At 44.8% G+C, this 26451-nt stretch carries 24 protein-coding genes and 1 pseudogene; 17 read left to right on the plus strand and 8 right to left on the minus strand.

Translation table 11 applies throughout. The annotated features are described in order from the left end of the window. Together ACEW9J_RS26290 and ctpB are read left to right on the plus strand one after the other, a co-directional pair. Positions 1-899, plus strand: an 899-nt coding sequence (locus tag ACEW9J_RS26290) for a PD-(D/E)XK nuclease family protein (RefSeq protein ID WP_373548019.1), incomplete at its 5' end; no start/stop codon positions are given. A gap of 264 nt (positions 900-1163) precedes the next feature. After that, the gene (gene ctpB / locus ACEW9J_RS26295) at positions 1164-2489 is read left to right on the plus strand and encodes a carboxyl-terminal processing protease CtpB (RefSeq protein WP_373548020.1); all 1326 of its coding nucleotides are present in this window, start codon (positions 1164-1166) and stop codon (positions 2487-2489) included. Between the two features lie 37 nt (positions 2490-2526). Here ctpB and ACEW9J_RS26300 read toward each other — a convergent pair whose 3' ends face one another. Further along, positions 2527-5556 (minus strand): plasmid replication protein, CyRepA1 family, encoded by a 3030-nt coding sequence (locus tag ACEW9J_RS26300; protein ID WP_373548021.1) that lies wholly within the window; start codon positions 5554-5556, stop codon positions 2527-2529. Positions 5557-5931: 375 nt separating this feature from the next. On the opposite strand from ACEW9J_RS26300, the gene aroC reads away from it, so the two are divergent. The 4 genes from aroC (at position 5932) to ACEW9J_RS26320 (ending at position 10413) form a co-directional block, all read left to right on the plus strand. Then, positions 5932-7020 (plus strand): chorismate synthase, encoded by a 1089-nt coding sequence (gene aroC, locus ACEW9J_RS26305; RefSeq protein ID WP_373548022.1) that lies wholly within the window; start codon positions 5932-5934, stop codon positions 7018-7020. A 499-nt stretch (positions 7021-7519) separates the two neighbouring features. Then, a complete protein-coding gene (locus ACEW9J_RS26310) occupies positions 7520-8395 on the plus strand; it encodes a DUF6816 family protein (protein ID WP_373548023.1) in 876 nt (291 codons plus the stop codon). 222 nt (positions 8396-8617) lie between these two features. Further along, entirely contained in the window at positions 8618-9751 is a 1134-nt protein-coding gene (locus tag ACEW9J_RS26315) for a cyclopropane-fatty-acyl-phospholipid synthase family protein (protein WP_373548024.1), read from the plus strand. A 29-nt stretch (positions 9752-9780) separates the two neighbouring features. Then, positions 9781-10413: a glutathione S-transferase family protein gene (locus ACEW9J_RS26320; RefSeq protein WP_373548025.1), complete on the plus strand. Its 633-nt coding sequence runs from the start codon at positions 9781-9783 to the stop codon at positions 10411-10413. Positions 10414-10462: 49 nt separating this feature from the next. On the opposite strand, the gene ACEW9J_RS26325 is transcribed toward ACEW9J_RS26320, so the two are convergent. Then, positions 10463-11629 (minus strand): cysteine desulfurase family protein, encoded by a 1167-nt coding sequence (locus ACEW9J_RS26325; protein ID WP_373548026.1) that lies wholly within the window; start codon positions 11627-11629, stop codon positions 10463-10465. A gap of 74 nt (positions 11630-11703) precedes the next feature. Beyond that, positions 11704-12084 (minus strand): hypothetical protein, encoded by a 381-nt coding sequence (locus ACEW9J_RS26330; RefSeq protein ID WP_373548027.1) that lies wholly within the window; start codon positions 12082-12084, stop codon positions 11704-11706. 401 nt (positions 12085-12485) lie between these two features. Between ACEW9J_RS26330 and ACEW9J_RS26335 the strand changes: the two genes are divergently transcribed. The 5 genes from ACEW9J_RS26335 (at position 12486) to ACEW9J_RS26355 (ending at position 17983) form a co-directional block, all read left to right on the plus strand. Continuing rightward, a complete protein-coding gene (locus ACEW9J_RS26335; protein WP_373548028.1) occupies positions 12486-13901 on the plus strand; it encodes a phosphatidylserine/phosphatidylglycerophosphate/cardiolipin synthase family protein in 1416 nt (471 codons plus the stop codon). A gap of 62 nt (positions 13902-13963) precedes the next feature. Then, the gene (locus tag ACEW9J_RS26340) at positions 13964-14797 is read left to right on the plus strand and encodes a DUF1361 domain-containing protein (RefSeq protein WP_373548029.1); all 834 of its coding nucleotides are present in this window, start codon (positions 13964-13966) and stop codon (positions 14795-14797) included. Positions 14798-14909: 112 nt separating this feature from the next. Further along, positions 14910-15983 carry a sulfate ABC transporter substrate-binding protein gene (locus ACEW9J_RS26345; RefSeq protein ID WP_373548030.1) on the plus strand — a complete coding sequence of 358 codons (1074 nt, stop codon included), beginning with the start codon at positions 14910-14912 and terminating at the stop codon, positions 15981-15983. Between the two features lie 323 nt (positions 15984-16306). Beyond that, a complete protein-coding gene (locus ACEW9J_RS26350) occupies positions 16307-17659 on the plus strand; it encodes a selenium-binding family protein (protein WP_373548031.1) in 1353 nt (450 codons plus the stop codon). Continuing rightward, complete coding sequence (locus tag ACEW9J_RS26355; protein ID WP_373548032.1) at positions 17660-17983, plus strand: 2Fe-2S iron-sulfur cluster-binding protein; 324 nt, start codon at positions 17660-17662, stop codon at positions 17981-17983. A gap of 4 nt (positions 17984-17987) precedes the next feature. Here the strand turns inward: ACEW9J_RS26355 and cysK are convergent, their stop codons facing one another. The 3 genes and pseudogenes from cysK to cysE all read right to left on the minus strand — a co-directional run. Further along, entirely contained in the window at positions 17988-18965 is a 978-nt protein-coding gene (gene cysK / locus ACEW9J_RS26360) for a cysteine synthase A (protein WP_373548033.1), read from the minus strand. 34 nt (positions 18966-18999) lie between these two features. Further along, positions 19000-19251 carry a hypothetical protein gene (locus ACEW9J_RS26365; protein ID WP_373548034.1) on the minus strand — a complete coding sequence of 84 codons (252 nt, stop codon included), beginning with the start codon at positions 19249-19251 and terminating at the stop codon, positions 19000-19002. 3 nt (positions 19252-19254) lie between these two features. Continuing rightward, a pseudogene (gene cysE / locus ACEW9J_RS26370) lies at positions 19255-19873 on the minus strand (serine O-acetyltransferase); the annotation flags it as partial. A 285-nt stretch (positions 19874-20158) separates the two neighbouring features. Between cysE and ACEW9J_RS26375 the strand changes: the two are divergent. The 5 genes from ACEW9J_RS26375 (at position 20159) to cysW (ending at position 23484) form a co-directional block, all read left to right on the plus strand. Continuing rightward, positions 20159-20515 (plus strand): NIL domain-containing protein, encoded by a 357-nt coding sequence (locus ACEW9J_RS26375; protein WP_373548035.1) that lies wholly within the window; start codon positions 20159-20161, stop codon positions 20513-20515. A gap of 100 nt (positions 20516-20615) precedes the next feature. After that, positions 20616-21137: a gamma-glutamylcyclotransferase family protein gene (locus ACEW9J_RS26380; protein ID WP_373548036.1), complete on the plus strand. Its 522-nt coding sequence runs from the start codon at positions 20616-20618 to the stop codon at positions 21135-21137. 37 nt (positions 21138-21174) lie between these two features. Next, on the plus strand, positions 21175-21747 hold the full coding sequence (locus ACEW9J_RS26385; protein WP_373548037.1) for a Crp/Fnr family transcriptional regulator: 573 nt from the start codon (positions 21175-21177) through the stop codon (positions 21745-21747). A gap of 17 nt (positions 21748-21764) precedes the next feature. Continuing rightward, entirely contained in the window at positions 21765-22631 is an 867-nt protein-coding gene (cysT, locus tag ACEW9J_RS26390; RefSeq protein ID WP_373548038.1) for a sulfate ABC transporter permease subunit CysT, read from the plus strand. Continuing rightward, positions 22621-23484 (plus strand): sulfate ABC transporter permease subunit CysW, encoded by an 864-nt coding sequence (cysW, locus tag ACEW9J_RS26395; RefSeq protein WP_373548039.1) that lies wholly within the window; start codon positions 22621-22623, stop codon positions 23482-23484. The genes cysT and cysW overlap by 11 nt, the downstream gene beginning before the upstream one ends. A 103-nt stretch (positions 23485-23587) precedes the next feature. Here cysW and ACEW9J_RS26400 read toward each other — a convergent pair whose 3' ends face one another. Beyond that, complete coding sequence (locus ACEW9J_RS26400; protein ID WP_373548040.1) at positions 23588-24025, minus strand: Rrf2 family transcriptional regulator; 438 nt, start codon at positions 24023-24025, stop codon at positions 23588-23590. A gap of 209 nt (positions 24026-24234) precedes the next feature. On the opposite strand from ACEW9J_RS26400, the gene ACEW9J_RS26405 reads away from it, so the two are divergent. Beyond that, the gene (locus ACEW9J_RS26405; RefSeq protein WP_373548041.1) at positions 24235-25251 is read left to right on the plus strand and encodes a sulfate/molybdate ABC transporter ATP-binding protein; all 1017 of its coding nucleotides are present in this window, start codon (positions 24235-24237) and stop codon (positions 25249-25251) included. On the opposite strand, the gene ACEW9J_RS26410 is transcribed toward ACEW9J_RS26405, so the two are convergent. Beyond that, positions 25220-26377, minus strand: coding sequence for a beta-ketoacyl-ACP synthase (locus ACEW9J_RS26410; RefSeq protein WP_373548042.1), 1158 nt, complete (start codon positions 26375-26377; stop codon positions 25220-25222). The two genes, ACEW9J_RS26405 and ACEW9J_RS26410, sit on opposite strands and share 32 nt — an antisense overlap. Positions 26378-26451: the final 74 nt, after the last annotated feature.

Consider the following 26451-nt stretch of genomic DNA (forward strand, 5'->3'; position numbering starts at 1 on the left):
TATCAATTATCAATTATCAATTATCAATTATCAATTATCAATTATCAATTATCAATTATCAATTATCAATTATCAATTATCAATTATCAATTATCAATTATCAATTATCAATTAATTTAATCGTGTTACGAATCTCCCAGAGACATCTCAAAATCCTCGAAACTTGTCCGCGTCAATTTGAGCATACTTATTGCGATCGATTGACATTGCCGATGAACCCGACTCAACAGTCAAAAACTCAACTGGGAAGTGATTTTCATCTATTGATGCACCAGCGAGAATTGGGACTACCGATCGAGCCGATTCTCGCCCGATCGCCTCAACTAAATACGTGGATGGAGGCAATGCTCCAGACAGCACCAGAACTATTTCAGAGAGACGATCGCACCTGGAGAGAGAGCGAACATGTGCGGACACTAGAAATCAATAATTACTTATTTACCGCGATTTACGATCTGTTGATTTTACAACCCGACAGAGCGGATATTATCGATTGGAAAACTTACCCACTCCCCAGATATAAAAAAGATCTAGATCTCGAATGGCAAACTCGACTCTATTTGTATATTCTTGCCGAAACCAGCGAGTATTTACCCAAACAAATTGCTTTTACTTACTGGTTTATCCAATCTACTCCCCAGCCCAAGTCTGTGAAAATTAGCTATACGCTCAAGCAACATCGGCAAACTCAGACAGATCTACTCGCATTACTAGCTAAATTAACCGATTGGCTCGATGCGTCCGTGAATCGGGAACTTTTTCCACAAGTAGCAGCGTCCACAGGTTTGTGCCAGTACTGTAATTTTGCGGCTCGGTGCCATCGCGAACATCCCGATTCACCAGACGCTCGCACTTTCACCAGTGACGATCTCTACCACATCCCGATGTCGCCAATTTGACCAGATTGATGACAATTGAGATTTCAGTAGACTAAAATTATTAGATATAGATATTTTGCTACCACGAATTAACTTTTATTAATCTTATTCACAAATATTCAAGTAAAAGCAACAGTTGTGCAAGCAAAATTAGCTAGATTAAGTTAGATTATCAAAGACACAAGTCCAGCCTCTAGACGTTTGAACGGGTTCGATCGATTATCGTGCCGATCTACTCCGCCAATGTCCAAGTAATCACCTCCCAGCAACGCCACAATTATTCCTATGACCGATCCATCTAAATTCCGATCTGTTTGGCAGTATAAACTAGTTCTGCGTGGAGCAATGTTTACTGGAGCCTGTCTGACAACATTGCTACCGATTTTTGCTAGTTCCACCTTAGCGGCGTATAAAGACAGTCCCAAAGCGATCGTGGACGAGGCTTGGCAGATTGTCAATCGTGAGTATGTAGACGGTACTTTCAATCGTTTGGACTGGCAAAGAACCAGAATGGAACTGCTCAAGCGCAAATATAGCAGCCGCCAAGAAGCATATCTAGCGATCCGATCGACTCTCAAAAAATTGGGCGATCCTTACACTCGGTTCATGGATCCACAGCAATTCCAATCACTAAATAATCAAACCAGTGGTGAAATGTCCGGCGTGGGGATCAGACTAGAGGCTAACCCCGGCACTGGGCAGCTAATAGTCGCCGAAGCGATCGAAAATTCGCCCGCATCTAAAGCCGGAATCAAGACTGGAGACATCATCCTCGCGATCGATGGTAAGTCTACCAAAAATATGAAGCTAGAAGGCGCGATCTCATTGATTCGGGGCGAAATTGGCAAATCTATTACGCTCAAAATTGCTCGTGGTGGCAACAGTCCCTTTGATATCCCCCTCACCCGTGCCCAAATTGAGGTATCGTCCGTCTTCTCCGAAGCCAAACAGGAAGGCAATCTCAAAGTCGGCTACATCCGTTTATCAGAATTTAGCTCCCACTCTTCCGAGCAGATGCAAAAGGCAATCAAAGATCTCAATCGCAAGCAAGTGAGTGCTTATGTGCTCGATATGCGTGGAAATCCTGGTGGATTACTCCAGGCTAGTGTGGAAATTGCTCGGATGTGGTTAGATAATGGCACGATCGTCAAAACAGTCGATCGCAAAGGTGGTAATGAAGATTTTCGCGCCGTGCAAGGTGCTTTGACTCAACTACCGATGGCTGTCTTGGTTGATGGTAATTCCGCAAGTGCCAGCGAGATTCTCGCGGGCGCACTCAAAGACAATCGCCGCGCACAGATAGTCGGTACCCAAACTTTTGGGAAAGCTCTAGTTCAATCCGTACATTCGCTCTCAGATGGCTCAGGGATGGCGGTGACTGTCGCTCATTACTATACTCCTAATGGTACCGACATCGGGCATAAAGGGGTCACTCCTGATGTGAAAGTCGATCTCAACTCATTGGAGCAACGAAACCTTGCTGATTCTCCCGCTTTGATGGGAAGTACTCAAGATCCGCAGTACCAACGCGCGGTCGCTGTATTACAAAACAAACCTAATCTGGCTAGTCCTAATTCTGGCAAAGCTCCAGCAATGAGTAGCAATCGCTAATTTAGATCCCCGACTTCTCAAGGAAGTCGGGGATCTTTTATGAAGCTGAATGGATGAGTTCTCGGCTTTGTTGATGTTGCCAGACCTGAAATATTTCGGCACGACCGTCATTTAATAAAGATCGATCGAGTTGATAAGTACCAGCAATTTTGTCTCGATCCAATCCTGACTGAATGGGTTGAACTTTCAAACCCAAGAGCTGTAAGAAGCGATTGAGCACTAAAATCGGGTTGACTTCTCCATTACTATAATTGGGCATATCGATGCCGATCGCCCGTTTGATATGTTGGCTGCACAGATAACTGATTTTTTTGAGTGAAATCAGATCTGGATCGCTAATTTGTAACTGTCGATTGGGTTCTAAAAAGTTAATAATACCTAATGCTAGTAGTCCTTGAATTTTGAGAATGTGATGATTAGCATCAGGTAGAAAGACTCGATCTGGTCTAGCTTCTAGATCTCGATCCCAAACTAAATAAATCGATCGGGGTAAATACTGTTGATGATTGAGTAGATAGAAATGAGTGAGTAGTTGCCCATAATAACCTTTATCATCCTTCAGTTTTAGTTCGGGAGTAACGGTGACACCGTATCGCTGTTGCAGTGTATATTTTTCGATCTGAGCGCGTTCTAAGTCGGTGATAAATCGCTTGTTAGTTAAATACTGATAGTCGCGATGTCCGAGATCTGATGCAGTCGCGATCGCCTGTGCTGATTGGAGTTTGACTTGTTGTTGAATTTTTTTAGTTTGAGTACCGATGAGATTATATTCGCGATCGCGTTGAGATTTACCTTTATGAATGTCAGCAATTTCTCGCATGATTTCTAGAGATTTTTGAGGATCTGTTTTGGTGGCGTGCATCAGTGCAGTGCGGAGTTCTTGCAAGCTCTCTCGATCGCGATCTTCACTAATAATGTGGATTTGATGTCCTTCACCAATCAATCCCGCTTTGACAGCATCCCGATATAGCGTAATTGAAGCATTAATTCTCGCGGCAAATTTTGCCCAAGTTCGTAAGTGAATCGGATCGAAAACAAAGGGTAAATCGACATCAATTCGGGTAAGTGGACACATCAGTGCATAATTTTCTTTGTAATTCTCTTGATACCAATAAGCAAGCGATCGATAATTATTGCTACCACTCCCAATCGTGCCCATCCCACGTTTAGCACACCAGATATATCGAGGTACATTAGCGCGAACTCTAGCTAATGCCTGACGTACTTCCGCATCAGGGATTACTCCTTGAAAAATCCCATATACTCGATCGAAATGCTTGACATCGATACTTACTCCTGTGCCTAAAGTCGGCGTTACAAATACCGCATCGTATTCTGGAGCTTGAGTATTTATCGATGAAACAAAATCTACGGCTGGATGTCCGGTAGTATTAGTAGTATGACTGCAAACTACTAGAGTTTTGGTATAACTGTCTTCGAGTTGCTTGAGGGTTTGTTTGATATAGCGATCGATCGTATCAGAGCCATAGCGACCCGATCGACTGTCAGTGGTAACATAGCATTTATGCCCAGCACGGAGATCTAATTCTAGTTGGTGGATCAGCGCGGTAGGATTGGGGCTATCGTAGAAATACACATCCCATCCCCGCTCGGCTTGCCATTTATTGATCGCAATCCACGGCTCTACCTCATTATTAGCCAATCGCTTGAGATAATCGATCGAGATATCTGACAAATCTGCATCTTGAGCGATGACTAGTCCATTTGTCTCGACGACTCTAGCAATTAGGTGTTGAAAGGTTTTTAAAATCGCTAGCCGCTTTTTTTTGCAGGTGGAACTATGGAGTAAATGCCAGAGTGACTGTTCGACTTCATCTAAAATAATTACCCCACCTTCCCAATCGGCAGGATTCAGTTTCCACATGGAATCTAGACACAAACCCAGGCTGTCAGATTGTTGCTTTGGAAGCTGTTCGTTAATCCAATTTACGCCAATTCGCTGACACAAAAATCGTCCTAGTTGGATTCGATGTGTCAATAACAATACTGGACGATTGTGTTCTTGAGCGATCGCAACTACCGGAATGAGTGCCGTAGTTTTACCCGTCCCTTTTGACGATTTTACTCCAACAATACCACTACTAGGGAAATCGATCCGATGTAAATATCGACGATCCATGATTAGATTAGCTGGATAAGTTAATTCACTATGTCGCTTCGATCGAGCCAGATCTACTTCTAATTCTAATGCTTGCTGATAAATTTCTGTAAAAGCACTAACTCCCTGCGCCACAATAAAGTCATCAATTCCCTTTTCTAGCCCTGGCAATCTAATTACTTTAACATTGCAACCAGACTGCTGTAATAGTTCGCCCAAATGAACGATCGCTGTATCTAATAACTTCGCTTTGTGAGGGACTAATTCATAATCAAAACAGATTGATATTTCTTGCTTCTTTCGTGTAAATATAGCCAGTTCGGGAATGATATTTCTACCAATAGTATTACCCTGAAAATCGCGCATGACTCGATAGCCACTATTAATCCCTGGCAAGGCGATCGCCGGATAGCCATAAGTCAATAAGGCAGCCGCTTTCTTCACACCCTCGCAGACAACGATCGGGATTTGTCGATCGACGATCCATTGCCAAAAACCAATCGCTTCACCCTGTGAATCCACCTCAATTTTTCCAGGCAATTTTACTTTAAATAAACTTGCCGTCTGAATCCAGATTTCTTTAGTTACTCGCAAACAAAATAATCTGGTCGAGATCGTGGGTGGATGCTCGTATTTAATGATCTTTCCATCCTGATTTTTAGCTGGATGATTTGGCTTAAATGTTCCCCATTCCATCGGTTGCCAATTATTCAAAGGATCGAGACCATTACACCACCAACCACCCTTGATACAGTGATGATATCTTTTCATCCAACTTGGCACAATCTGACCGCTATTATTTCGAGAAATTTGTGGAGAAATAAACAATCGATCGTAAGCAGAATTTGCCTGTAAAGATCTAAAATTAAGTGATACTAATGCTCGATCGATATTACTATCAATAACTAGTTCTGTATGATGGGCACGATCTAAATTGGTTGGTACCATAGTGATATGCCAGTGTGAGGAGGGATCAATATTCTAATCTAAATTTATTAAAAAAACCGAAATCAATCAAAACAAAGCAGAGCGATCGTATCTAGGGATATTGACTTTTTCCAACCACTATCTATAGCGTAATATATCCACACTAATAGTTCATGTATTCTGTGATGGACTGATGACACGAGCAACAATACTACTAGAGCAATCCTAAATGAGAATCTCAACCCTCAGAGGGCAAGCATGAAGTACCGCCTCTACAGAGATACATAAACGATCGAACACAACGCCTACAGTTTAAAATTTTCGGACACCAGCTCAAATATTCTCTGCCCTGCCATGCAGGGTAAACTAGTAAATAATCACTGAAGATCGAGTAAGATGGGCAACACATTTGGGCATTTATTTAGAATTACAACCTATGGCGAATCGCATGGGGGTGGGGTAGGTGTCATCATTGATGGTTGTCCGCCGCTGGTAGAGATTAGTGCAACGGAAATCCAAGTTGAACTCGATCGTCGCCGTCCCGGACAGAGTAAGATTACAACACCCCGCAAGGAGACTGATACCTGCGAAATTCTGTCTGGGGTGTTTGAAGGGAAAACTACGGGGACACCGATTAGTATCCTGGTGAGAAATAAAGATGCCAGGTCTCAAGACTATGATGAGATGGTGCAGACTTATCGTCCCTCTCATGCGGATGCGACTTATGATGCCAAATATGGGATTCGGAATTGGCAAGGTGGCGGTAGATCTTCAGCGCGGGAAACAATTGGAAGAGTAGCTGCTGGGGCGATTGCCAAGAAGATTCTACACATTTTTAATCATGTCGAAGTCATCGGCTATGTCAAGCGGATTCAGGATATCGAAGCAACTGTCGATACCGACACTGTGACGATGGAGCAGGTAGAAAGTAATATTGTGCGGTGTCCAGATCTGACATGTGCAGAGCAGATGATCGATCGAATTGAAGCGATTGGCAGGGAAGGCGACTCGATCGGCGGAGTGGTAGAATGCGTGGTACGCAATGTCCCCAAAGGTTTAGGCTCTCCAGTATTCGATAGGTTGGAAGCAGATATCGCCAAAGGGGTGATGTCGCTCCCCGCCACCAAGGGTTTTGAAATTGGTTCGGGTTTCGCAGGTACACTGCTCACAGGTAGCGAACACAATGATGAGTTTTATCCAGATGAAAATGGCGAAATTCGCACGCGTACCAATCGCTCTGGCGGTACCCAAGGCGGAATTTCTAATGGCGAAAATATCATCATCAGAGTAGCCTTTAAACCGACAGCAACGATTCGCAAAGAGCAAAATACTGTCACCCAATCAGGGTTAGAAACAACTCTAGCAGCCAAAGGCAGACACGATCCATGTGTTTTACCCCGTGCAGTACCAATGGTGGAGGCGATGGTTGCACTAGTATTATGCGATCACTTATTGCGACATTACGGACAGTGCAAGGTCTTGTGAGCCGAGGGTAATACCCGCAAGGGGTATCACTCAAAAGTGATGTAGGCATATGAATTGTCCCTACACCACTTTTGAGAACTAAATAATCTCAGTTAGGGTTAAGAAAATTGCGATAAGTATCAAATACTGGTGCGTTACGGCTTGTGCCTAACACACCCTACATCAACCTAGCTTTTCATTTAGGATTGCTATACATAACGATCGAGTAACCTCCAACTAAAATCTAAAATGGAGCGAATGCCGCTCTCAGCTTTCCACCAGCCATCCATACGCAGGGGAGTTTGAGGGGCGGCGTTCCGCTGTCTTGATTCGCTAAACCGTCGGGGAACCCGACGAGCGCGAATCGCTCCTCAACGGGGGGTCTGGGGGTTCCGACCCCCAGATCCGGGTTCTGCCCACACTAAAAAAACTCGCAACTCACAAGTATATATCGCCTGCCGATTCGCTCAATACAAGCAGCTAATAAAAACAATTCCCTGAAAAGCCACGCCACCAAAATATGAATAGTTTAGTCCAGAAAATTTTGACCTGTATCGGTGCGATCGCGATTTGGTGGTGCAGCTCTCAGGGCGCGATCGCCGGAGCATTAAGCGACAGGATCGATCGATATCCAAATTGGGATCGTCAACCATTCGTCAGGCAGCATGAGGGCGAATTGACCTATCCTGAGTGGTTTCTAGGACGGTGGGTTGCTACAAGTACCCTAATCGAACAAATCGCCCCCTTAGCACCCGAAATAGTCACTCCTGGCTTTGAAAGCAATCGGCAATATATCAATATCAATAAACCGATCGACTTTACAGTCCAATTCATCCCGACAGATCCCACTAAAGCTCTCAAATTTTCACCACTCAATCTTCCCCGACTCAAATCTAGTTTACCCGCACCGCAAATTGTTGCAGATCGAGCATTTAATGGCTTAAATATTGCTATTGCTTATCTAGGTGCAGCTAATGTTCAATCGGTGACAATAGATCCTCAAAATCCGACTAAACAAATAACCCGACTTACTCAAGATCGGCAATTAGAGGCTTTTGTGACAGGATTTGATGCTGATTCTCAGCGGCTACTCCAACGAGAAACTCTCAACCCCAATCGGTTCATTTCTACCGAAGTGTCTCAACAAGTTTTTCGGACTAGTTCGACAATTTATCTAAATACTGTCGAAACAACGACTAATTACCAATTTTCATCCACTCCCACACCGACAATTACCGCCACTCAGATTTCAGCAATCTATCTCTCACCTCAAGATCCTGACTACTTGCGATCTCTCAGTACACTCGGATCTCCAGTAGCTCTATATAAGTATCGATTAGATTTAGTACCAGCGATTGGGCAAAGCCCACGCTTCGCGAACGATCTGCCCCAGTAGCACTTCATCGAAACTCACAATTTCCTCACATTTATTTGTTTCAATAGTAGTAGCTCCAATCAAGTTAATCTCAATGTATTTCGATCTCTCGATCGAACTGCTAAGGGAAACAGCACTGACCCTTGACAGATATTTTACTGCTGTAGCTTTTGATAATAAATCATTTGCTAGCAAGGCTTTTGAGCTTTTAGTGGAGCAGTCCTTTAAGCGATGGAGAAAAAAATGACTTCAAAAAATTTATTTTCAACTAGTCAAACATATTCTCCGAGCGTGGGAAATGTAACTCTAAAAAGTTCGATCGGCTATAAGGCAACACGATTGATGGCTAGTGCTTTGAATGTGTCTCAAATGGCACTAGCGGAAGCTTATATTAATGGGTTAGAAATTCCAGATTCGGTCTTTCGATCGATGATGGACACATCAATGTCGATGTTATTTCAACACGCCCCAGGTTTACTCGCCCCCTATGAATGGGTATTAAATGAATCCGATCGATTGGCAGAATCTTCGCCAGAATTGATGAAGGTGCAATATGACTTACCCCAAGCGATGCTCAATCAAATGTTGGGAGATTGGGACATTATCTATCCTAAGTACAGTATGGGCTTGTGGGAAGATGGCGCGACAGATCTAGAAGCATCCCAAATCCAGATGATCGATCGAGTCATTGAAAAACTAGAGATCGTCGATGGCGATCGAATCTTAGATTTTGGTTGCGGCTGGGGTTGTGTCCCCAACTACATTATGTCTAAATTTCCCAATGTGCGGTTTACAGGGTTGAATTTGAGTCATCATCAGTGCGAGTACATCCGCCACAAAATGCAAGATCCCAACAGCTACTTGAGTTCGGATAGATTTACACTGTATGAAGGCGATTTGAACGAGGTAGAATTTGCCGAAAAATTTGATAAAATTCTCTCGATCGGTGTTTTTTGTCACGTTGGAAATCTCACCAATGCTTTTCAAAAACTGGCATCTCTGCTCGAAAGTGATGGTAAGGTATTCATTCATATTATTACCGCCCGGATTCCGAATAATATGTCGTCTGGCTTCACTCACAAGTATATTTTCCCACACGGTCGTTACTGGAATTATGATGCGGTGCCCAGCCACAATCGCGATCTCCAGACGATCGATCGATGGTACATCAATGGGATGAACTATCACAAAACATTTACAGCCTGGTTAGAGCGATTCGATGCTGCTCAAGACAGTATTAAGCTGCTAGATTATCAGATGGACTACGCCAAATTTCGGCGGATCTGGCGGTTCTATTTGCTGATGCTGGCATCAGCTTTTGCGACTTGCGATGGCCAATACAATGGCAATGGTCAATATCTCCTGACTCGTTCATAATTAGGAAATGAACATCTTGAGGATCGATCGTGTCAAAACTACTTATTTACGGATTAACTGCTAGTACCTATGTCCGAACTGTGCGGCTGCTGCTAGAGGAAATCGGCGCAGAGTATACCCTCAAGAGCGTCAATATTTTCAATGGCGAAAGCCAGTCGCCAGAGTACCTTGCCAAGCATCCCTTTGGTAAGGTGCCTACTCTGGAAGTAGATGGCGAACTGCTCTATGAAACGGCGGCGATTACTGAATACCTCGATACAGTCTTAGCCGAGCGAAAGTTTAGCCCCGCCGAACCGATGCTGCAAGCACGGATGCGTCAAATCATGGCGATTATCGATAGCTATCTGTATGCTCCAGCGATCGGTACCATTGTAATTCAAAGTCTCATCGTCCCCAGTCAGGGTGGCAAAACTGATGAGGCTAAAGTAAAAAATGCGATCGCGCCTACCCAAACTGCACTCAAAGCGATCGAGTCTATTGCTAGAGGTAGTCAATATCTGCTCGGTGACAATGTGAGCATCGCCGATTTCTATCTGATCCCGATCTTTGTTTACCTTGCCCAAACTCCAGTATTTGACGCGGTGACAGCCGAAACGCCAAAACTCCGAACTTGGTGGGATAAAGCTAGTCAGTTGCCCAACGTCAAAAAAGTGTGTAAATAAGCTCAGTTGAATTAGGTAAGACTTTTTCGATCCTATTGCCACGAGGCAACTATACACAGACTAACTGTGGAGTCAGCCTTTCGAGAATTTGCTTCAACACCATTGCCGTCCAGTCGATATCGGCTGGGGTGGTGCTTCTGCCGAGTGTCAGCCGAATTCCGCCGACTGCATCAGTTTGGCTGTATCCCATCGCCAATAAGATGGGACTGGGAGTAAGTTTGCCACTGGCACAAGCGGCTCCAGAACTGATGCCGATTCCGGCGAGGTTGAGTTGTCGGACGATCGTTTTACCAGTGATGGGTGCTTGGGAATGACAACTGGGGATCGCCAGACAAAAGCTGAGGTGATGGGGGAGGCGGTGAATTTTGTCGCCTGTGGGGATAAGGATCGGACAATCGGACAATAGATCGAAGAATCGATCGCGCAAACCGATTAATCTCAGATTTTCAGCCGCTAATTCTTCACTGGCTAACTCCGCCGCCACACCGAATCCCGCAATTTGGGGAACGGCTTGAGTTCCCGATCTCCAGCCCATTTCTTGTCCGCCACCAGCTAAGAGCGGCACTAATTCTAAACCAGGACGGATATATAGTGCGCCTGTACCCTGTGGCCCATAAAGTTTGTGACTGGAGATCGACAGGAGATCGATCCCCATTTGAACATCGATCGCTATTCTACCCGCAGCTTGAACGGCATCCGTATGGAAGTAAACTTGGTACTGACGACAGATCGCGGCTAATTCCACGATCGGTTGAATAGTTCCGACTTCACTTTGAGCATAGATGATCGATACCAGTACGGTATTCGGACGTATTGCCGTCGCCAAATCGTCAGGATTTACGCGCCCCGATCGATCTACTGGTAATCTAGTTACTTGCCACCCGCGATTTTCTAACCATTGAACTGGCGCACTAATTGAGGAATGTTCCACACTAGAAATAATCAAATGTTGGGGGATATCATACCGATTTGCTACCCCCATAATCGCTTGATTATTAGCTTCAGTACCCCCAGATGTAAACGCGATCGCATCGGGGTTGGCATTAATTAATGCTGCTACTTGAAATCTCGCTTGTTCGATCGAGGTTGAGGAGCGTTCGCCCCATTGATGGATACTCGAAGGATTGCCCCATTCTGAGGTGAGAACTCGGTGCATGGCAGCGATCGCTTCAGTGCGCGTGGGAGTTGTCGCACTATGATCTAGATAAATCTGCATGGACTAGTGTGAATAATTATTTTTCAGTCATTTTTTGCAATTAGATTCAGCTAAAAAGATAGCTGAATCTCCTGCTAGCTGCCTGGTTTGCAGATATTATAGTCTTCATGGGATAGCACTTCTTTGGGTTGAAGAACACCATCTAGCTCAAAGCATAACATGCGATAATTGCGGGTCACAGGAATACTAATTACCAATCGATTATGGCGCAGCCTTTTTCCACCAAATTCTCGATAATTCCTGCGATCTTGTAAACCGATAATAATATTTCTAGCTTTTAAAACCACATGAGATGGTAAGCTTTTTAGATCGATCGGATCGAATGCAAAACTATCATGCCAAGTCCGTTTTTTCTCTTTCTTTTCATTTACATCTACCTCCTCCTGGAGGCAACGGTGACAAATCTGTCCATAGCCTTTATGACCGCATTGAAACATTTTTCTGCGTCTGCTCATAATATATACCCCGATATCTAATGTATTTAGTAAAAATGGTAGGTAAGCAGTTACAAATTAACTGCATGGGAAGTTAAACAATGATGTCGATTCTGCCGATCTAACTGAGTGAAGATCTAATCCAGATGCTCCGATCGTCAGCATTGTCGTCGATCTCAGTATACCCTCGCGCTGAGATCTAGTTAACGATTGCCTTGATTCCAGCAAAGCTGAACGAACAACGTTCTTCAATTTTAGAAGTTTATCGTCAGCTAGGCAGTGATATTCAACAACACATGAGTAATAAATGATACAATGCTTCAAGTACACTTCAACCGTTGGAAGTGACTGAGATCGTCACCGTATTAGTAGTCATGAGCTATAAATACACAGTTTATCATTCATAGTTTGTGAGTTTTCTGGTGAAATTTCGACGATTTAGCAGTGCTCTGGGCACATCACACTCCTCTCTCTTATCTAGTTTAGCTCTTGGAAGCATCGGTGTTGCCATTTTTTGTGGATATTGGTTTTGGTTCCGTTCCCCATCGACAAACGCGAAACTACTACCTTTACCACAAGATGAGTCGATTCAAGTTTATTTCAATCACGATCGATCGTCCGAGTTTACCGAACCTTACCGACGCAAAACCAGACAAGGCACAGATTTGGCAGCTAAGTTAATTGTCGCCATCGACTCGGCACAGTCACAGATCGACGTAGCAGTACAAGAGTTTCGATTACCCAATATCGCCCAAGCTTTAGCAGCTAAATCACAGGCTGGAATCAAGGTGCGGGTAATTTTGGAACACAAATATAGTCGTCCATTGAGTGAATTGACAGCCGCCGAAATCGATGGATTGACACCACGAGAGCGCGAACGTTATCAACAATTTCAAAAATTGGTAGATATCGATGGCAATGGAACTCTCACTCAGGATGAGATTAACCAGCGCGATGCACTAGTTATCCTGCGGAATGCCAAAATCCCCATCCTTGATGATACTGCGGATGGTTCTAAGGGAAGTGGCTTGATGCACCATAAATTCATGCTAGTAGACAGACATCAAATCATTGTCACTTCAGCAAATTGGACGATGAGTGATATCTATGGAGATTTTAGTCATCCAGATAGTGAGGGGAATCAAAATAATCTCGTCCAGATTGACAGTGGGGAATTAGCCGCTGCCTTTGCGACTGAGTTTAACCTGATGTGGGGAGATGGCACTACAGGTAGCCAAATTAGCCAGTTTAAGGCACGTAAACCCACACGTCCAGCAGTTGAAGTACTTGTAGGTAAAACCCGCGTCTTGGTGCAATTTTCGCCGACTTCTCAGCAGCAAGCGTGGGAAGATAGTAGTAACGGCTCGATCGGTAAGTTGCTCGGTACTAGCCAACAACAAGTCGATTTGGCTCTATTTGTCTTTTCGGAGCCTGCGCTGGGTAATATTTTACAAGCTCAATCTCAGCGCGGTGTGAAGGTGCGGGGAGTAATCGATCGACAGTTCGCTTATCGAGATTATAGTTCGGCTTTGCCACTAATGGGGGTCGATGCCAATCTCTGTCAGACGGCTGGAGCAACTAACTTGCCATTGGCGATTGGGGTACCGACTTTACCCACTGGAGATTTACTCCACCATAAGTTTGGCATCATCGATCGACGAACTGTGATTACTGGTTCGCATAATTGGTCAAATGCTGCAAATTATCGGAATGATGAGACATTATTGGTAATTCAGGATAACCCGATCGTCGCCGCACATTTCGATCGAGAGTTCGACAGGCTTTATCAACGTGTTGTCATCGGGATTCCCACACGGCTCAAACGTAAAAGTTGTTAGATTAGTTGAAGTCGATCGTTGGAAGTTAGCAATCGATCTTAGATCCGATCCCAGGAGGTCAAATGCTCTTAGCCCAAATCTCTAACTGGACAGATCCACTTACTCAAGTTATTGCCAGCGATATCGGTCGGATTGCCTGGAATACTTTTTTAGCATTGGTACCACTGGCTTTGAGTTTTTCGCTCTTTTACCAGCCTCGATCGCGATTGTTTTGTTGGAGTACTTATATTCTATTAAGTCTCAGCTTTATTGTCGGTATTAAAAAATACAATAATGGTAATTTACTCGAAGCCTTAGAAAGAATTATAATTTCCTTGTGGGGAGTTAGATTGATTTTTATCGCCATCTCGATCGGACTAATTATGATATTAAATAGTCTCTCGCGATCGAAATCACCAATCCTTCAAGACCGAAATCGGTCAATTTTATGGTGGATCGGATTATTTCTATTTATTGTGATTCTACCTAATGCACCTTATATTTTAACAGACATTATTCATTTTTATGCGGCTGTACGGACAATCTATTCTGCATGGGTCGTTACCTTAGTTATTTTACCAATTTATATCGTATTTATTGGGGTTGGCTGGTTTGCTTATGTATTTTCCTTGATTAATGTCGGTAAATATTTAATAAAATATCAGCTCGATCGATACACAGCTCTAACTGAATTAAGCTTACATCTATTGTGTGCGATCGGGATCTATATCGGACGATTCCTTAGATTCAATAGTTGGAGTCTAGTCACCCAGCCTAAACAATTTCTTAGCGTTTTACCAGGAGAATTAATTGGTAAGTTTCCAGTGGTTGTAATTCTACTGACATTCTCAATTATTGCGATCCTGTATGCGATTTGTAAACCCCTCAGTCAGAGGTCATTAATATATGGAGAATAGGGCGATTTTTGTAACGATATCCAGCAAGCAACAGCAATTCTGTTGACCTGCGCTAGGGATGTTGCTAAGATAATATTTAGATTTGAACACTATTCCGATCTAAATACAGTAGATGTTAAGAGGTAACGTCATGACGGTCAGCCAAAGGGTGACAAGCTCGATAGCAGGAGTATTGATTGGTGCGGGTTTGAGCCTTTCTCTAGTTGCTTGCGGCAGGGGTGGCGATACTCCCTCAGCTAGCAATCCTCAGTCTGGTGCAGGACAAAAAAAAGATGTCGAAATCACTCTAGTTGGCTACGCTATACCCAAAGCTGCTCACGATGTAATTATCAAAAAGTTCGTGGCGAAATGGCAACAGGAACACAATCAAAAAGTTACTTTCAAGCAGACATATGGCGGTTCGGGTTCTCAAACCCGTGCGGTGATTGATGGTTTGCCAGCGGATGTGGTGCATCTGGCGGTGGGAGGTGATGTCAATAAATTAGCTCAAGCCTCACTCGTATCGGCAGATTGGGCTAAAAAGTTACCCAATCAAGGCATTGTCGCTCAGTCTGTAGTAGCGATTGTTACCCGCCCAGGCAATCCCAAACAAATTAAATCCTTTACCGATTTGGCGCGTCCCGATGTCAAATGGGTGACAGCCAATCCCAAAACGTCCGGTGGAGCAAGATGGAATTTCTTAGCCTTATGGAATAGTGCCGTTAAATCTGGCGGAAATGAAGCCAAAGCCACAGAATTTGTCACAACCGCCTTCAAAAACGTCGTCGTTCAGCCTAAAGATGCGCGAGAAGCCACCGATGCTTTTGTCAAACAGGGACAGGGGGATGCTTTACTAAACTACGAAAATGAGACGATCTTTGCTAAAGAAAAAGGTCAACCGCTCGATTATGTAGTGCCAGAGGTTAATGTTGCGATCGATACTCCCGTCGCGATTGTCGATAAAAATGTCGATAAACACGGCAATCGCGAAGTCGTTGAAGCTTTTGTCAAATACATGTTCGCGCCTGAATCTCAAGCCGAATTTGTCAAGCTGGGCTATCGTCCAGCGGCGACAGTGGCAGATCCACGGTTCCCGAAGATTAAAACTTTAGGGACTGTAGCAGAATATGGTGGTTGGGATGATGTTCAGAAAAAATTCTTCGACGACGGCGGTATCTACGACAAGATTCAAGCTGAGAAAAAATAGTCCTAGAGATGTTGGTTCATCTCTAGCAGAGACTAAACCAATGTCTTTTTCTACCCAATCTCGATTGAATCCACAATTCTAAATCAACGTGATTTCGATATCAAAATCAGGTAGGATCGGCTTGTTGACATTCAAGGCGAAAGATGGTCGGGAAGCCAGCGATATTTTCTATAAAAAAGTTTTTAGAGGGATAAACTGATGAATTTTCGATCGAGGGACGATTGAAAATTCATCAGACTCAGACCCCTCAATCTAGAGTGTAAGATCGATCGGATGGAAAGAATTTAATTGCATACAGCGACATCAAATTGGAGCATGAAGATATGGCACATCAATGTTGTGGCCCTGGTTATGAATCTCCGCAAGCAGCGATGACAGCAGAGCGGGAGCAATTGTTATATACGATCGCACTTTATACTGGTACAGGTATCCAAGAGCCTGACTATCTCACCACGATCGATAGCGATCCCGCATCGCCTACTTATAGTCAAGTAATTCACCGTTTACCGATGCCGTATATCGGTGACGAGTTGCATCATTTTGGCTGGAATGCTTGCAGTTCTTGTCACGATGATAGTAGCAAATCTCGGCGATTCTTGGTGATTCCAGGCATACGCTCTAGTCGGATTTATATTGTGGATACTTCTGACAGCAAAGCACCCAAAATTCACAAAGTCATCGAGCCAGAAGATATTAAGGCTAAAACTAATTTGACGGCTCCCCATACCGTTCACTGTTTAGCTAATAGTCAAATTATGGTGTCGATGCTCGGCGATGCGGAGGGTAATGCTCCAGGTGGATTTTTACTCCTAGATGAAAACTTTGAGATCGCGGGACGGTGGGAACGCCAAGCCGAGTCGATGAAGTTTAACTATGACTTCTGGTACCAACCGCGTCATAACGTGATGGTTAGCAGCGAGTGGGCGGCACCCAAAACCTTTTATCCAGGCTTCGATCTCCAGGATGTGGCAGCGGGTAATTACGGTCAACATTTGCACTTTTGGGACTGGGAAAAGCGGGAAGTCATCCAAACTGTCGATTTGGGTGCGGAGGGCTTAATTCCCTTAGAAGTTCGCTTTCTTCACAATCCCGATAGCACGCACGGCTATGTCGGGGCGGCTCTAAGTAGCAATATTTGGCACTGGCATCGAGATAACGATGATTGGCAAGTTACTAAAGTTGTCGATGTGCCAGCAGTCGAGTTAGCCGGTTGGGATTTTCCCGTCCCATCGCTAATTACAGACTTGTTGATTTCGTTGGACGATCGCTATCTCTATTTCTCCAACTGGTTGCATGGAGATATTCGCCAGTATGATATCACCGATCCCGCCCAGCCCCAGTTAGTCGGGCAAGTCTGGTGTGGGGGCTTGCTGGGGCAATGTGGTGAAATTAACGGGCGGAAGTTAGTAGGTGGCCCTCAAATGCTGCAATTGAGCTTGGATGGCAAGCGGCTATACGTCACGAGTTCGCTATTTAGCACTTGGGATAATCAGTTTTATCCAGACATGAACAAAACTGGATCTTATATGTTGCAAATTGATTGCGATCTCGACAAGGGTGGACTCTCAATTAACGAAGATTTTTACATCGATTTTGGGCGCGAACCCAAAGGTGCGGCGCGCGCTCATGAGATGCGCTATCCTGGCGGTGGTTGTACTTCAGATATTTGGATCTAGATGGATACATATCGAGTTGAATTGGTAAATCGGGGCGGCATCGCAATTGATGTCGCTCCCGATGTCCAGATTTTAGATGCTATCGAACAATCTGGTTTGCGTTTACCTGTTGGTTGCCGCTATGGTGCTTGCATCACTTGTGCTGCAAAATTAATCTCAGGCGAGGTCGATGGATCTGCCCAATTGTGTCTCAAGCCAGCACAAATTGCCGCTGGATACGTGTTGTTGTGCGTGGCGTATGCTCGGTCTAATTGTCGATTTGAAGTTGGGATCGAAAGCCAAGCGGCTTTATATCCCAACCCTTTCAAAGGTCGTATTGTTTGAATGCTCAAACACCAGCTAGCGAAGGCAACTTAACGACTTCGATATCTGGCAAATCTTGAAATAACGCCGTGCTGAGATAGCGTTCGCCAAAACTGGGTTGAATGAACACAATTAGCTTATCAGCGTTTTCTGGGCGTTTGCCAATTTGAATCGCTGCCCACAAAGCTGCTCCCGACGAAATCCCCGACAGTAGCCCCTCTTCTCTGGCTAACCGACGACCGAAGTTAATGCTTTCATCATCTGTCACCTGAATTACCTCATCGATGAGATCTGTCCGCAGTACCTTTGGTACGAATCCCGCCCCAATCCCTTGAATTTTGTGCGCTCCTGGTTGACCCCCAGACAAGACATGACTATTTATCGGTTCGACAGCCACAACTTTAAAACTCGGTTTGCGGGGCTTGATAACTTCAGCAATGCCAGTAATCGTACCGCCAGTACCGACCCCGCCGACGATGATATCGATCGCGCCATCGGTATCTGCCCACAATTCTTCAGCAGTGGTTTCGCGGTGAATTTTAGGATTGGCAGGATTGTTGAATTGCTGAGGCATAAAAGCATTGGGCAATCTGGCGACGATTTCCTCGGCGCGGCGAATCGCCCCCTTCATCCCCTCAACCCCTGGGGTTAATTCTAGCTGTGCGCCGTAGGCTTTGAGCATGGCGCGGCGTTCTAAACTCATAGTTTCGGGCATCGTTAGGATCAGTCGATAACCCTTAGCTGCGGCGACCATCGCTAAGGCAATTCCGGTATTCCCAGAAGTTGGTTCGACGATGATGCTTTTACCCGGTGCGATCTGCCCTGCGGCTTCTGCGGCGGCAATCATGCTCGCCCCAATCCGATCTTTGACTGAGGCGGCAGGGTTCATCCCTTCCAATTTAACTAAAATTTCTGCTCCGCAACCTTCCGATTGGGGAATGCGATTGAGTCTTACTAACGGAGTCTTACCGATTAATTCTGTAACATTATTAGCAATTTTCATAATTATTCGCTCTTTTCTAAATTATTATTAACAATTAAATTCCTGCACCATAGAGGAAATCTTCGATCGCTTTATCGTTCGCCGCTACGTCCTGAATCCGATCGGTTTCGATCTCTCCTGCACTAGTCGGATGCAGTCGATCGTTGAGGTCGCGAACTTGCTGTTCTAAACTCTTAATTCGATCGAATAACTTACTAATGACTTCAGCTTCGAGATCGGGTAAATTGTCCTGATTTTGGGATGTATCGATTACCTCCGGTAGGCTACGCCAACGGGCGACTACCATTGCGAATTACGCGTCCGGGAATGCCTACAACAGTACAGTCGCTGGGAATATCTCTCAATACGACCGAACCCGCACCGATGCTCGTGCGATCGCCAATCTGAATGTTACCTAAAATCTTGGCTCCCGCTCCTACTAAGACATTATTGCCCAGGGTGGGATGGCGTTTCCCAGTTTCTTTGCCAGTACCACCAAGCGTTACGCCTTGATAAATGACCACGCCATCGCCAATAATTGCAGTTTCACCAATTACGACCCCCGTACCGTGGTCGATAAATACCCCTTTGCCAATTGTCGCACCAGGATGAATTTCAATTCCTGTCAAAAACCGATTTAAACTTGCCATAAATCGTGGCAAAAATGGCACGCCCAGACAATACAACCAATGGAATAATCGGTAGCACGATATTGCCTGAAAACCAGGGTAGCAAAATAAGATTTCTAACCAATTGCGGGCGGCTGGATCGCGTTGTTTAATTATTTGCCAATCGGCGATCGCGACTTCGATCGGGTTGGCAGTAATTCTAGGTTGAATGCGATCTAGCAGCGATAGCGATCGTTGGCGAAGCCTATCCTGCGGATAATCGTGCCGATTTGTCTCGGTCAGAGGTTGGGTATCGTTCATCATCTATCTACCTATCTGAAATAATGGCATTTCAACAGATTACTACTGTTTACCTATCTACTTACCGTTATTATTATCTCGACTTTAGCACAAGTCATGCTAAGATCGCAAATGAATCTACTGTAAGTCCATAAAAATACCGTAGATGTATCGATCTTGGCGATCGACCACACTCACACCAAGACACAAAAGTTAGATTACAGGTTGAAATGGGGCGGCTCGTACTCAGCGCAGCCGACTCGCAGACAAGCTTTTTAGTTATCAAGCCAAAAGAGGTGATTTTAAATGACCGATCTATCCTTGAATGAATCTCAACCAAATTTTTTACAATCGATCGATATTAATATTCCCCAACAACTACATCAGGAGCCAGTTTTAGCCAAACTGATCGCTAACTATCATCTAATCGTCAATTTTAAAGCAGCCGTATTAGACCGCAAAGCCACTGGTGGTGGCTGGTTTAATCTCACTTTAGAAGGTCATCTCCAAGATATCGAAAAGGCTCTAACGGATCTCCAGGCTTTAGGGGTAGCAGTCTTTTCTCATGGTTTAGTGCCAATTGATACTGGTGCAACTTATCATCTGGAAAATCGTTCCGATCTCGATCGCCAAGATTCTCTGTCAGCGATAATTAGCAAATAGCAATATCGATATTTTTGATGTTTTAAAATCTAAAATATCGATATCTTGGCACCGTTTTGTTACAACTGTTGATGAATTTTTTCTAGGTTCGATCTCCATCATGCTAAGTAGAGAATCTGAATTATTTTGCTATTACTTTGCCTATGGTTCCTGTATGTGCCCTGTAGATTTACAGCGCACATTGCAAGAAGCTGCCGAGCCTTACATCATTGGTACGGCAACGCTTGCAGGCTATCGACTTGGCTTTTACTACTATGCCCAGCATCGTAATTGTGGGGCATTAGATATCGTACCCGATCGGGATTCAACAGTTCACGGAGTCTTGTATCGATTGCCTGCTAGGCTAATTCCGGCTTTGGATCTGCGCGAACATGTACCCCGAGGTGGCTATCGCCATGAATTGGTAGATGTGTGGTGTCAAGATCGACATTATGTTCAGGTGAAGACTTATGTGGTATTAGATAAATTGTCAACGGAATACCCCCCGAATGATTGGTATGCAGGAGTGGTGATGCGTGGTGCAGCTACCTGTAATTTACCGACTGATTACCGTCAACAACTCCACGCACATATCCAGCGACTTCAACAAAAATGGCAGCCTTGCGATTTTGCTGTTGCCTAGAGCCAAGTTTAGATAGATTATTCATTTCTCAAAGCTGATGCCAACACTGACACGAACGAACATCAACCGTCACTTCCAACGCCGGACAACCTTACCTGAGGAGTCAGATTTTTTCTGGAAAATTGAAGCGGGGATCGTGCGGACTCTGACCTGGACTGAAGCGGGAGAGATGATTGTCTTGGGAATCTGGGGGAAAGGGGATATCGTGGGTAGCAGTCTCTCCACGATCGAGCCTTATGAAATCGAATGTTTGACTAAGACGACTGTCCAACCGATTCCGGTGAGCCAATTGGGAGATATGACGGAGGAGCTGCTTCAACATCTTCGCCATCACGAAGAATTTATCAAAATTGTCCACAATCGGAGTATCGAACTAGCGATTGTGCGATTATTGAATTGGCTGGCAAGTAGATTCGGACAAGCTGTGGCGGGCGGTCATTTAATCGATCTATTATTAACCCATCAAGAAATTTCAGAAATTGTCGGCACGTCGAGAGTTACGACGACTCGGATCGTGGGATCTTTAGTCGAACGCGGAATTATTCAACGACATCAGCGTCATTTTATCGTTTCGCTCGACCGCGATCCTTTCTGGCACTATGAAATTTAGACTTTTAACTTCTATATATGAGCAACGTCATCCCTGCCCACCTCGTCAAACCCAAACCAGCTTGGAAAGTGTGGTTCGATCGCATTCGTCATCTCTCATGGACTTGGCGCATCATGTGGTTTTACCTGAGCGCGATGCTGTTTCTCCCGCTGGGGGCGATGTTTGCCAAAGCTGGGAGCGGTGGCTGGGCAAGATTCTGGGAAGTGGCGAGTAGCCCCCTCGCTTTGTCCACCTATGATATTACCTTTACGACTTCGCTCATTGCCACCTTAATTAATGGTCTCTTTGGTACGGCGATCGCGTGGGTCTTGGTGCGGTATGATTTTCCTGGTAAACGGATTATCGATGCCTCGATCGATCTACCTTTTGCTCTCCCTACTTCAGTTGCTGGTCTGACATTAGCTACAGTTTATAGTGATAATGGTTGGATTGGCAGTTTATTCGCTCCCTTTGGCATCAAAATCGCCTTCACGCGGTTGGGTGTAGGCATGGCAATGTTATTTATCTCACTCCCCTTTATCGTCCGTACCGTTCAACCCGTATTGATTGAGCTGGAACGAGATATCGAGGAAGCAGCCTGGTGTCTGGGTGCGTCGGACTGGCAAACTTTTCGACAAGTGATCCTCCCCCCATTATTACCATCGATTCTCACTGGAATGGCTTTGGGATTTTCCCGTGCAGTCGGGGAATATGGTTCGACGGTGATTATCGCTTCCAATACCCCATTTAAAGATTTGATCGCACCTGTTTTAATCTTCCAACGGTTGGAGCAATATGACTATGCTGGAGCGACGACAATTGGCATAGTTTTACTCGGAATTTCGCTTATATTATTGCTAGGGATTAATATTCTACAAGCTTGGGGTCAACGTTATGAAGACTAGTAATCCTGTCAATACTTTAGTCCGTCAAGGGCCAGATAAAAAACAACTTAATTGGGTACCGACTGTTCTAATCGGATTATCGATCGGGTATATTACTCTGATTATCTATATCCCAGCAATTAATGTTTTTTATCAAGCATTCCACAAAGGTATCGATCCATTTATAGCGAATCTGACCGATCCACATTTTCTTAGTGCAGTCAGGATCACATTATTACTAGCATTAATTACCGTCCCGATTAATACAGTATTTGGTTTGTGTGCTGCTTGGTCGATCGCGCGACACAAATTTCCTGGGCGGACGTTACTATTGAGTATTATCGATTTACCATTATCGATTTCCCCCGTTGTTGCAGGCTTAATGATCATGCTACTTTACGGTCGTCAAGGTTGGTTTGGTGGCTGGTTGCAAGACAGAGGTATCGATATTGTGTTTGCTTTTCCAGGGATGGCTTTAGCAACAGCTTTTGTAAGTATGCCATTTGTGGTGAGGGAAGTAATTCCAGTCTTGGAAGAAGCTGGTGTAGATCAAGAAGAAGCCGCTCGAACGCTTGGTGCTAGCGATTGGCAGATATTTTGGCGCGTGACGCTGCCGAATATTCGCTGGGGTTTGATGTATGGAGTATTATTAACAAATGCCCGCGCCATGGGCGAGTTTGGAGCGGTATCGGTGGTGTCGGGAAATGTGGCAAATACGACTCAAAGTTTACCTTTATTTGTGGAAGAAGCTTATAAGCAATATAACACCGAAGCCGCTTTCTCAGCAGCAGTTTTACTTGCTTTACTCGCCGCAGTTACGTTGATTTTAAAAGAGATTTTAGAAAGCAAAACACGAATTAAGGATAAGTCATAGTTGATGAGACGGATCTGAATCTAAATATATAAGTACCCAACCTACACATTTATAAGATGGTGCGTTACGCTCCGCTAACACACCTACAACTAAAGCCTACAACCTAAATGTAATACATTGGACTGCTTTGCCGCTGAGTTTCTAATGTTTTAGCTAAATCTTGAAGCGTGTAACTTTTTAAAAGATCGCGAACAGAGTCTTGGATGCCTTCAAAAGTTTGCACGACGACTGTTTTTTCAAGAGTATTAGAGCTAGTTGGATCGACTTTCTTGCGATCGCCACTACCTTCGATCGCGATTACTACATCTAATAAAGTAATCTGCCATAGTTCTCTAGCAAGTAGATAACCACCTTTCATCCCTCGTTGACTAGAAAGAATTCCTTGACGTTTGAGTGAAGTAAAAATCTGATCGAGATATCGTTCTGGTAATAACTGACTAGCGGCGATTTCATTTACCTTGAGGGGTTTGCCTTGAGCCTGATGTTTAGCGATTTCTAGCAAAGCAACTAAAGCGTATTCTAGTCGAGAAGAGAGTTCCACAAGTAGTTCGATCGGATACTATATTTAAGATATCACGGTTTTCCGCTCGATCTGGAGTAGTAACTCACGGATGGGGGGGAGGATATGCGATTTAATTGGCCGATCGATCCTCAGTAAATAGATTTTAAAATAGGTATAAAATAAATAATATTAAATATAAGTCAGCGATCGATTAATCTAAAAATTTATTTATTCAGGTATTTTAAATAATGGGCATATCAGTAAAAAATGTATCGAAACAATTTGGCAGTTTCCAAGCTGTCGATAATGTCGATCTAGAAATCGAATCGGGTGCGCTGGTGGCTCTGCTGGGGCCTTCTGGGTCTGGTAAATCTACTCTGCTCAGGCTGATTGCTGGGCTGGAAACACCCGATACTGGCAAAATTTGGCTGACTGGGACAGATGCAACTTATCAGAGCGTTCAGGAGCGAAATATTGGGTTTGTATTTCAGCATTACGCACTATTTAAGCACATGACTATTCGCGAAAATATCGGCTTTGGATTGAAGATTCGTAATGCTAGTCCAGCTAAAGTTAAGGCGCGTGCTGATGAGTTGCTGGAACTAGTTCAGCTTTCAGGATTGGGAGATCGCTATCCGTCACAGTTATCTGGCGGACAGAGACAGCGGGTAGCTTTGGCACGCTCTCTAGCTGTCGAACCCAAGGTATTGTTACTAGACGAGCCATTTGGGGCGTTGGATGCCAAGGTGAGAAAGGATTTACGCGTTTGGTTGCGCCGTCTGCATGATGAGGTACATGTGACGACGGTATTTGTCACCCACGATCAGGAGGAGGCGATGGAAGTAGCCGACAAAATCGTGGTGATGAATAAAGGTCAAATCGAGCAGGTAGGAACTGCGGCGGAGATTTACGATCGACCTGCGAGTGCGTTTGTGATGAGTTTTATCGGCCCTGTGAATGTGTTACCGAGCAGTGCAGATATTTTTCAAAATAATGGGTTTGAAGCCAATCATCCTCAAGTATATCTCCGCCCCCAAGATATCTCGATCGCGACTGAGCCAGATAGTACGCTCACAGCCGCAACAGTGACGCGGATTATTCATTTGGGCTGGGAGATTCAAGCAGAATTAGCACTAGCTGACGGGCAAGTTATTTCGGCTCATCTAACGCGCGATCGATTCGATGAGTTACACTTGGAACCACAGCAAACTGTCTATATCAAACCTAAAGAGGCTAAGTCTTTTCCGCTGTATTACTCGATTTAGGCTGCCATTTCCCGATCGCCATCGCCGCATTTTGTCCGCCGAAGCCAAAACTCAAGCATAGTAAATTATTCACGTCTGTTTGGCGTGGTACCCTGACTAGATCGAGATCGAATGGGGAATTTTTCAAACCCACACAGGGCGGTAAAGTTTGACTCGCGATCGCTTGTAGACAAAATGCCATCCCCACAGCACCTGAAGCCCCTAATGTATGCCCTGTGGCTCCTTTAGTCGAACTAACTGCGACACCATGCGGGAAGATTTGCGCGATTAGTTGGCTTTCGCGGCGATCGTTCAATGGCGTACTAGTACCGTGAGCGTGGATATAATCGATGTCGGTGGGTATGAGTTTCGATCGATCCAGACATTGATAAATTGCCTTCGCCCCCGCCGTTCCCGCTTCATCCATCGCGCACATGTGGTAAGCATCATTTGTCAATCCAAATCCTAATACTTCCCCATAAATTTTGGCACCACGAGATCGAGCTAATTCTGCTGTCTCGATGATAAATACCGCCCCCGCCTCTCCCAAGACTAATCCCTCCCGTTGGAGATCGAACGGATAGCAGCCAGTTGTCGCCAGCGCACCCATTTGGCTAAAACCTGCGATCGTCAATGGTGTAATCGGTGCTTCGATCGCTCCCACGATCGCCCGCTCACAGGCTCCAGAACGCATCAAACCTACAGCTTGCGCGATCGACCATATTCCCGTCGCACAAGCCGCCATCGGAGCTAATACCGCCGATCGAGAGCCGATATATCGAGCGGTGGCGATTGCTGGACTGTGTGGCAAGGTATCTAACCAATTAGTCAAATCTGGTTTGACAGATCGATTGGATGTCAACTTTTCCCATTCAGGCTGACAACTGCGGCTCGAACCGATGACCACGCCACAATCGAGTAATGGTAAGCTCAAACCCGCATCGAGGATCGCTTCAGTAACAACAGTGTGAGTAAGATCGATGACGTGTTGCGGCTGGCGATCGATCGAAGCTAGCGGCAGTGGCGGTAAATCGGCGAAAGGTTGGTGTAATCTAATTGCGGATCGATCGTCCATCAGACCTCGCCAAGTCTCTGCTAAATCGCCAAAGGCAGATCTAAACCCAATCCCAGTAATCACAATTTGCATTTTCAAACACTACTCCCTTCCCACCCAAGAAATATACACCCACCATCCACCATCCACCATCCACCATCCACGCA

This window comes from Chamaesiphon sp. (assembly GCF_041737865.1).
GTDB lineage: Bacteria > Cyanobacteriota > Cyanobacteriia > Cyanobacteriales > Chamaesiphonaceae > Chamaesiphon.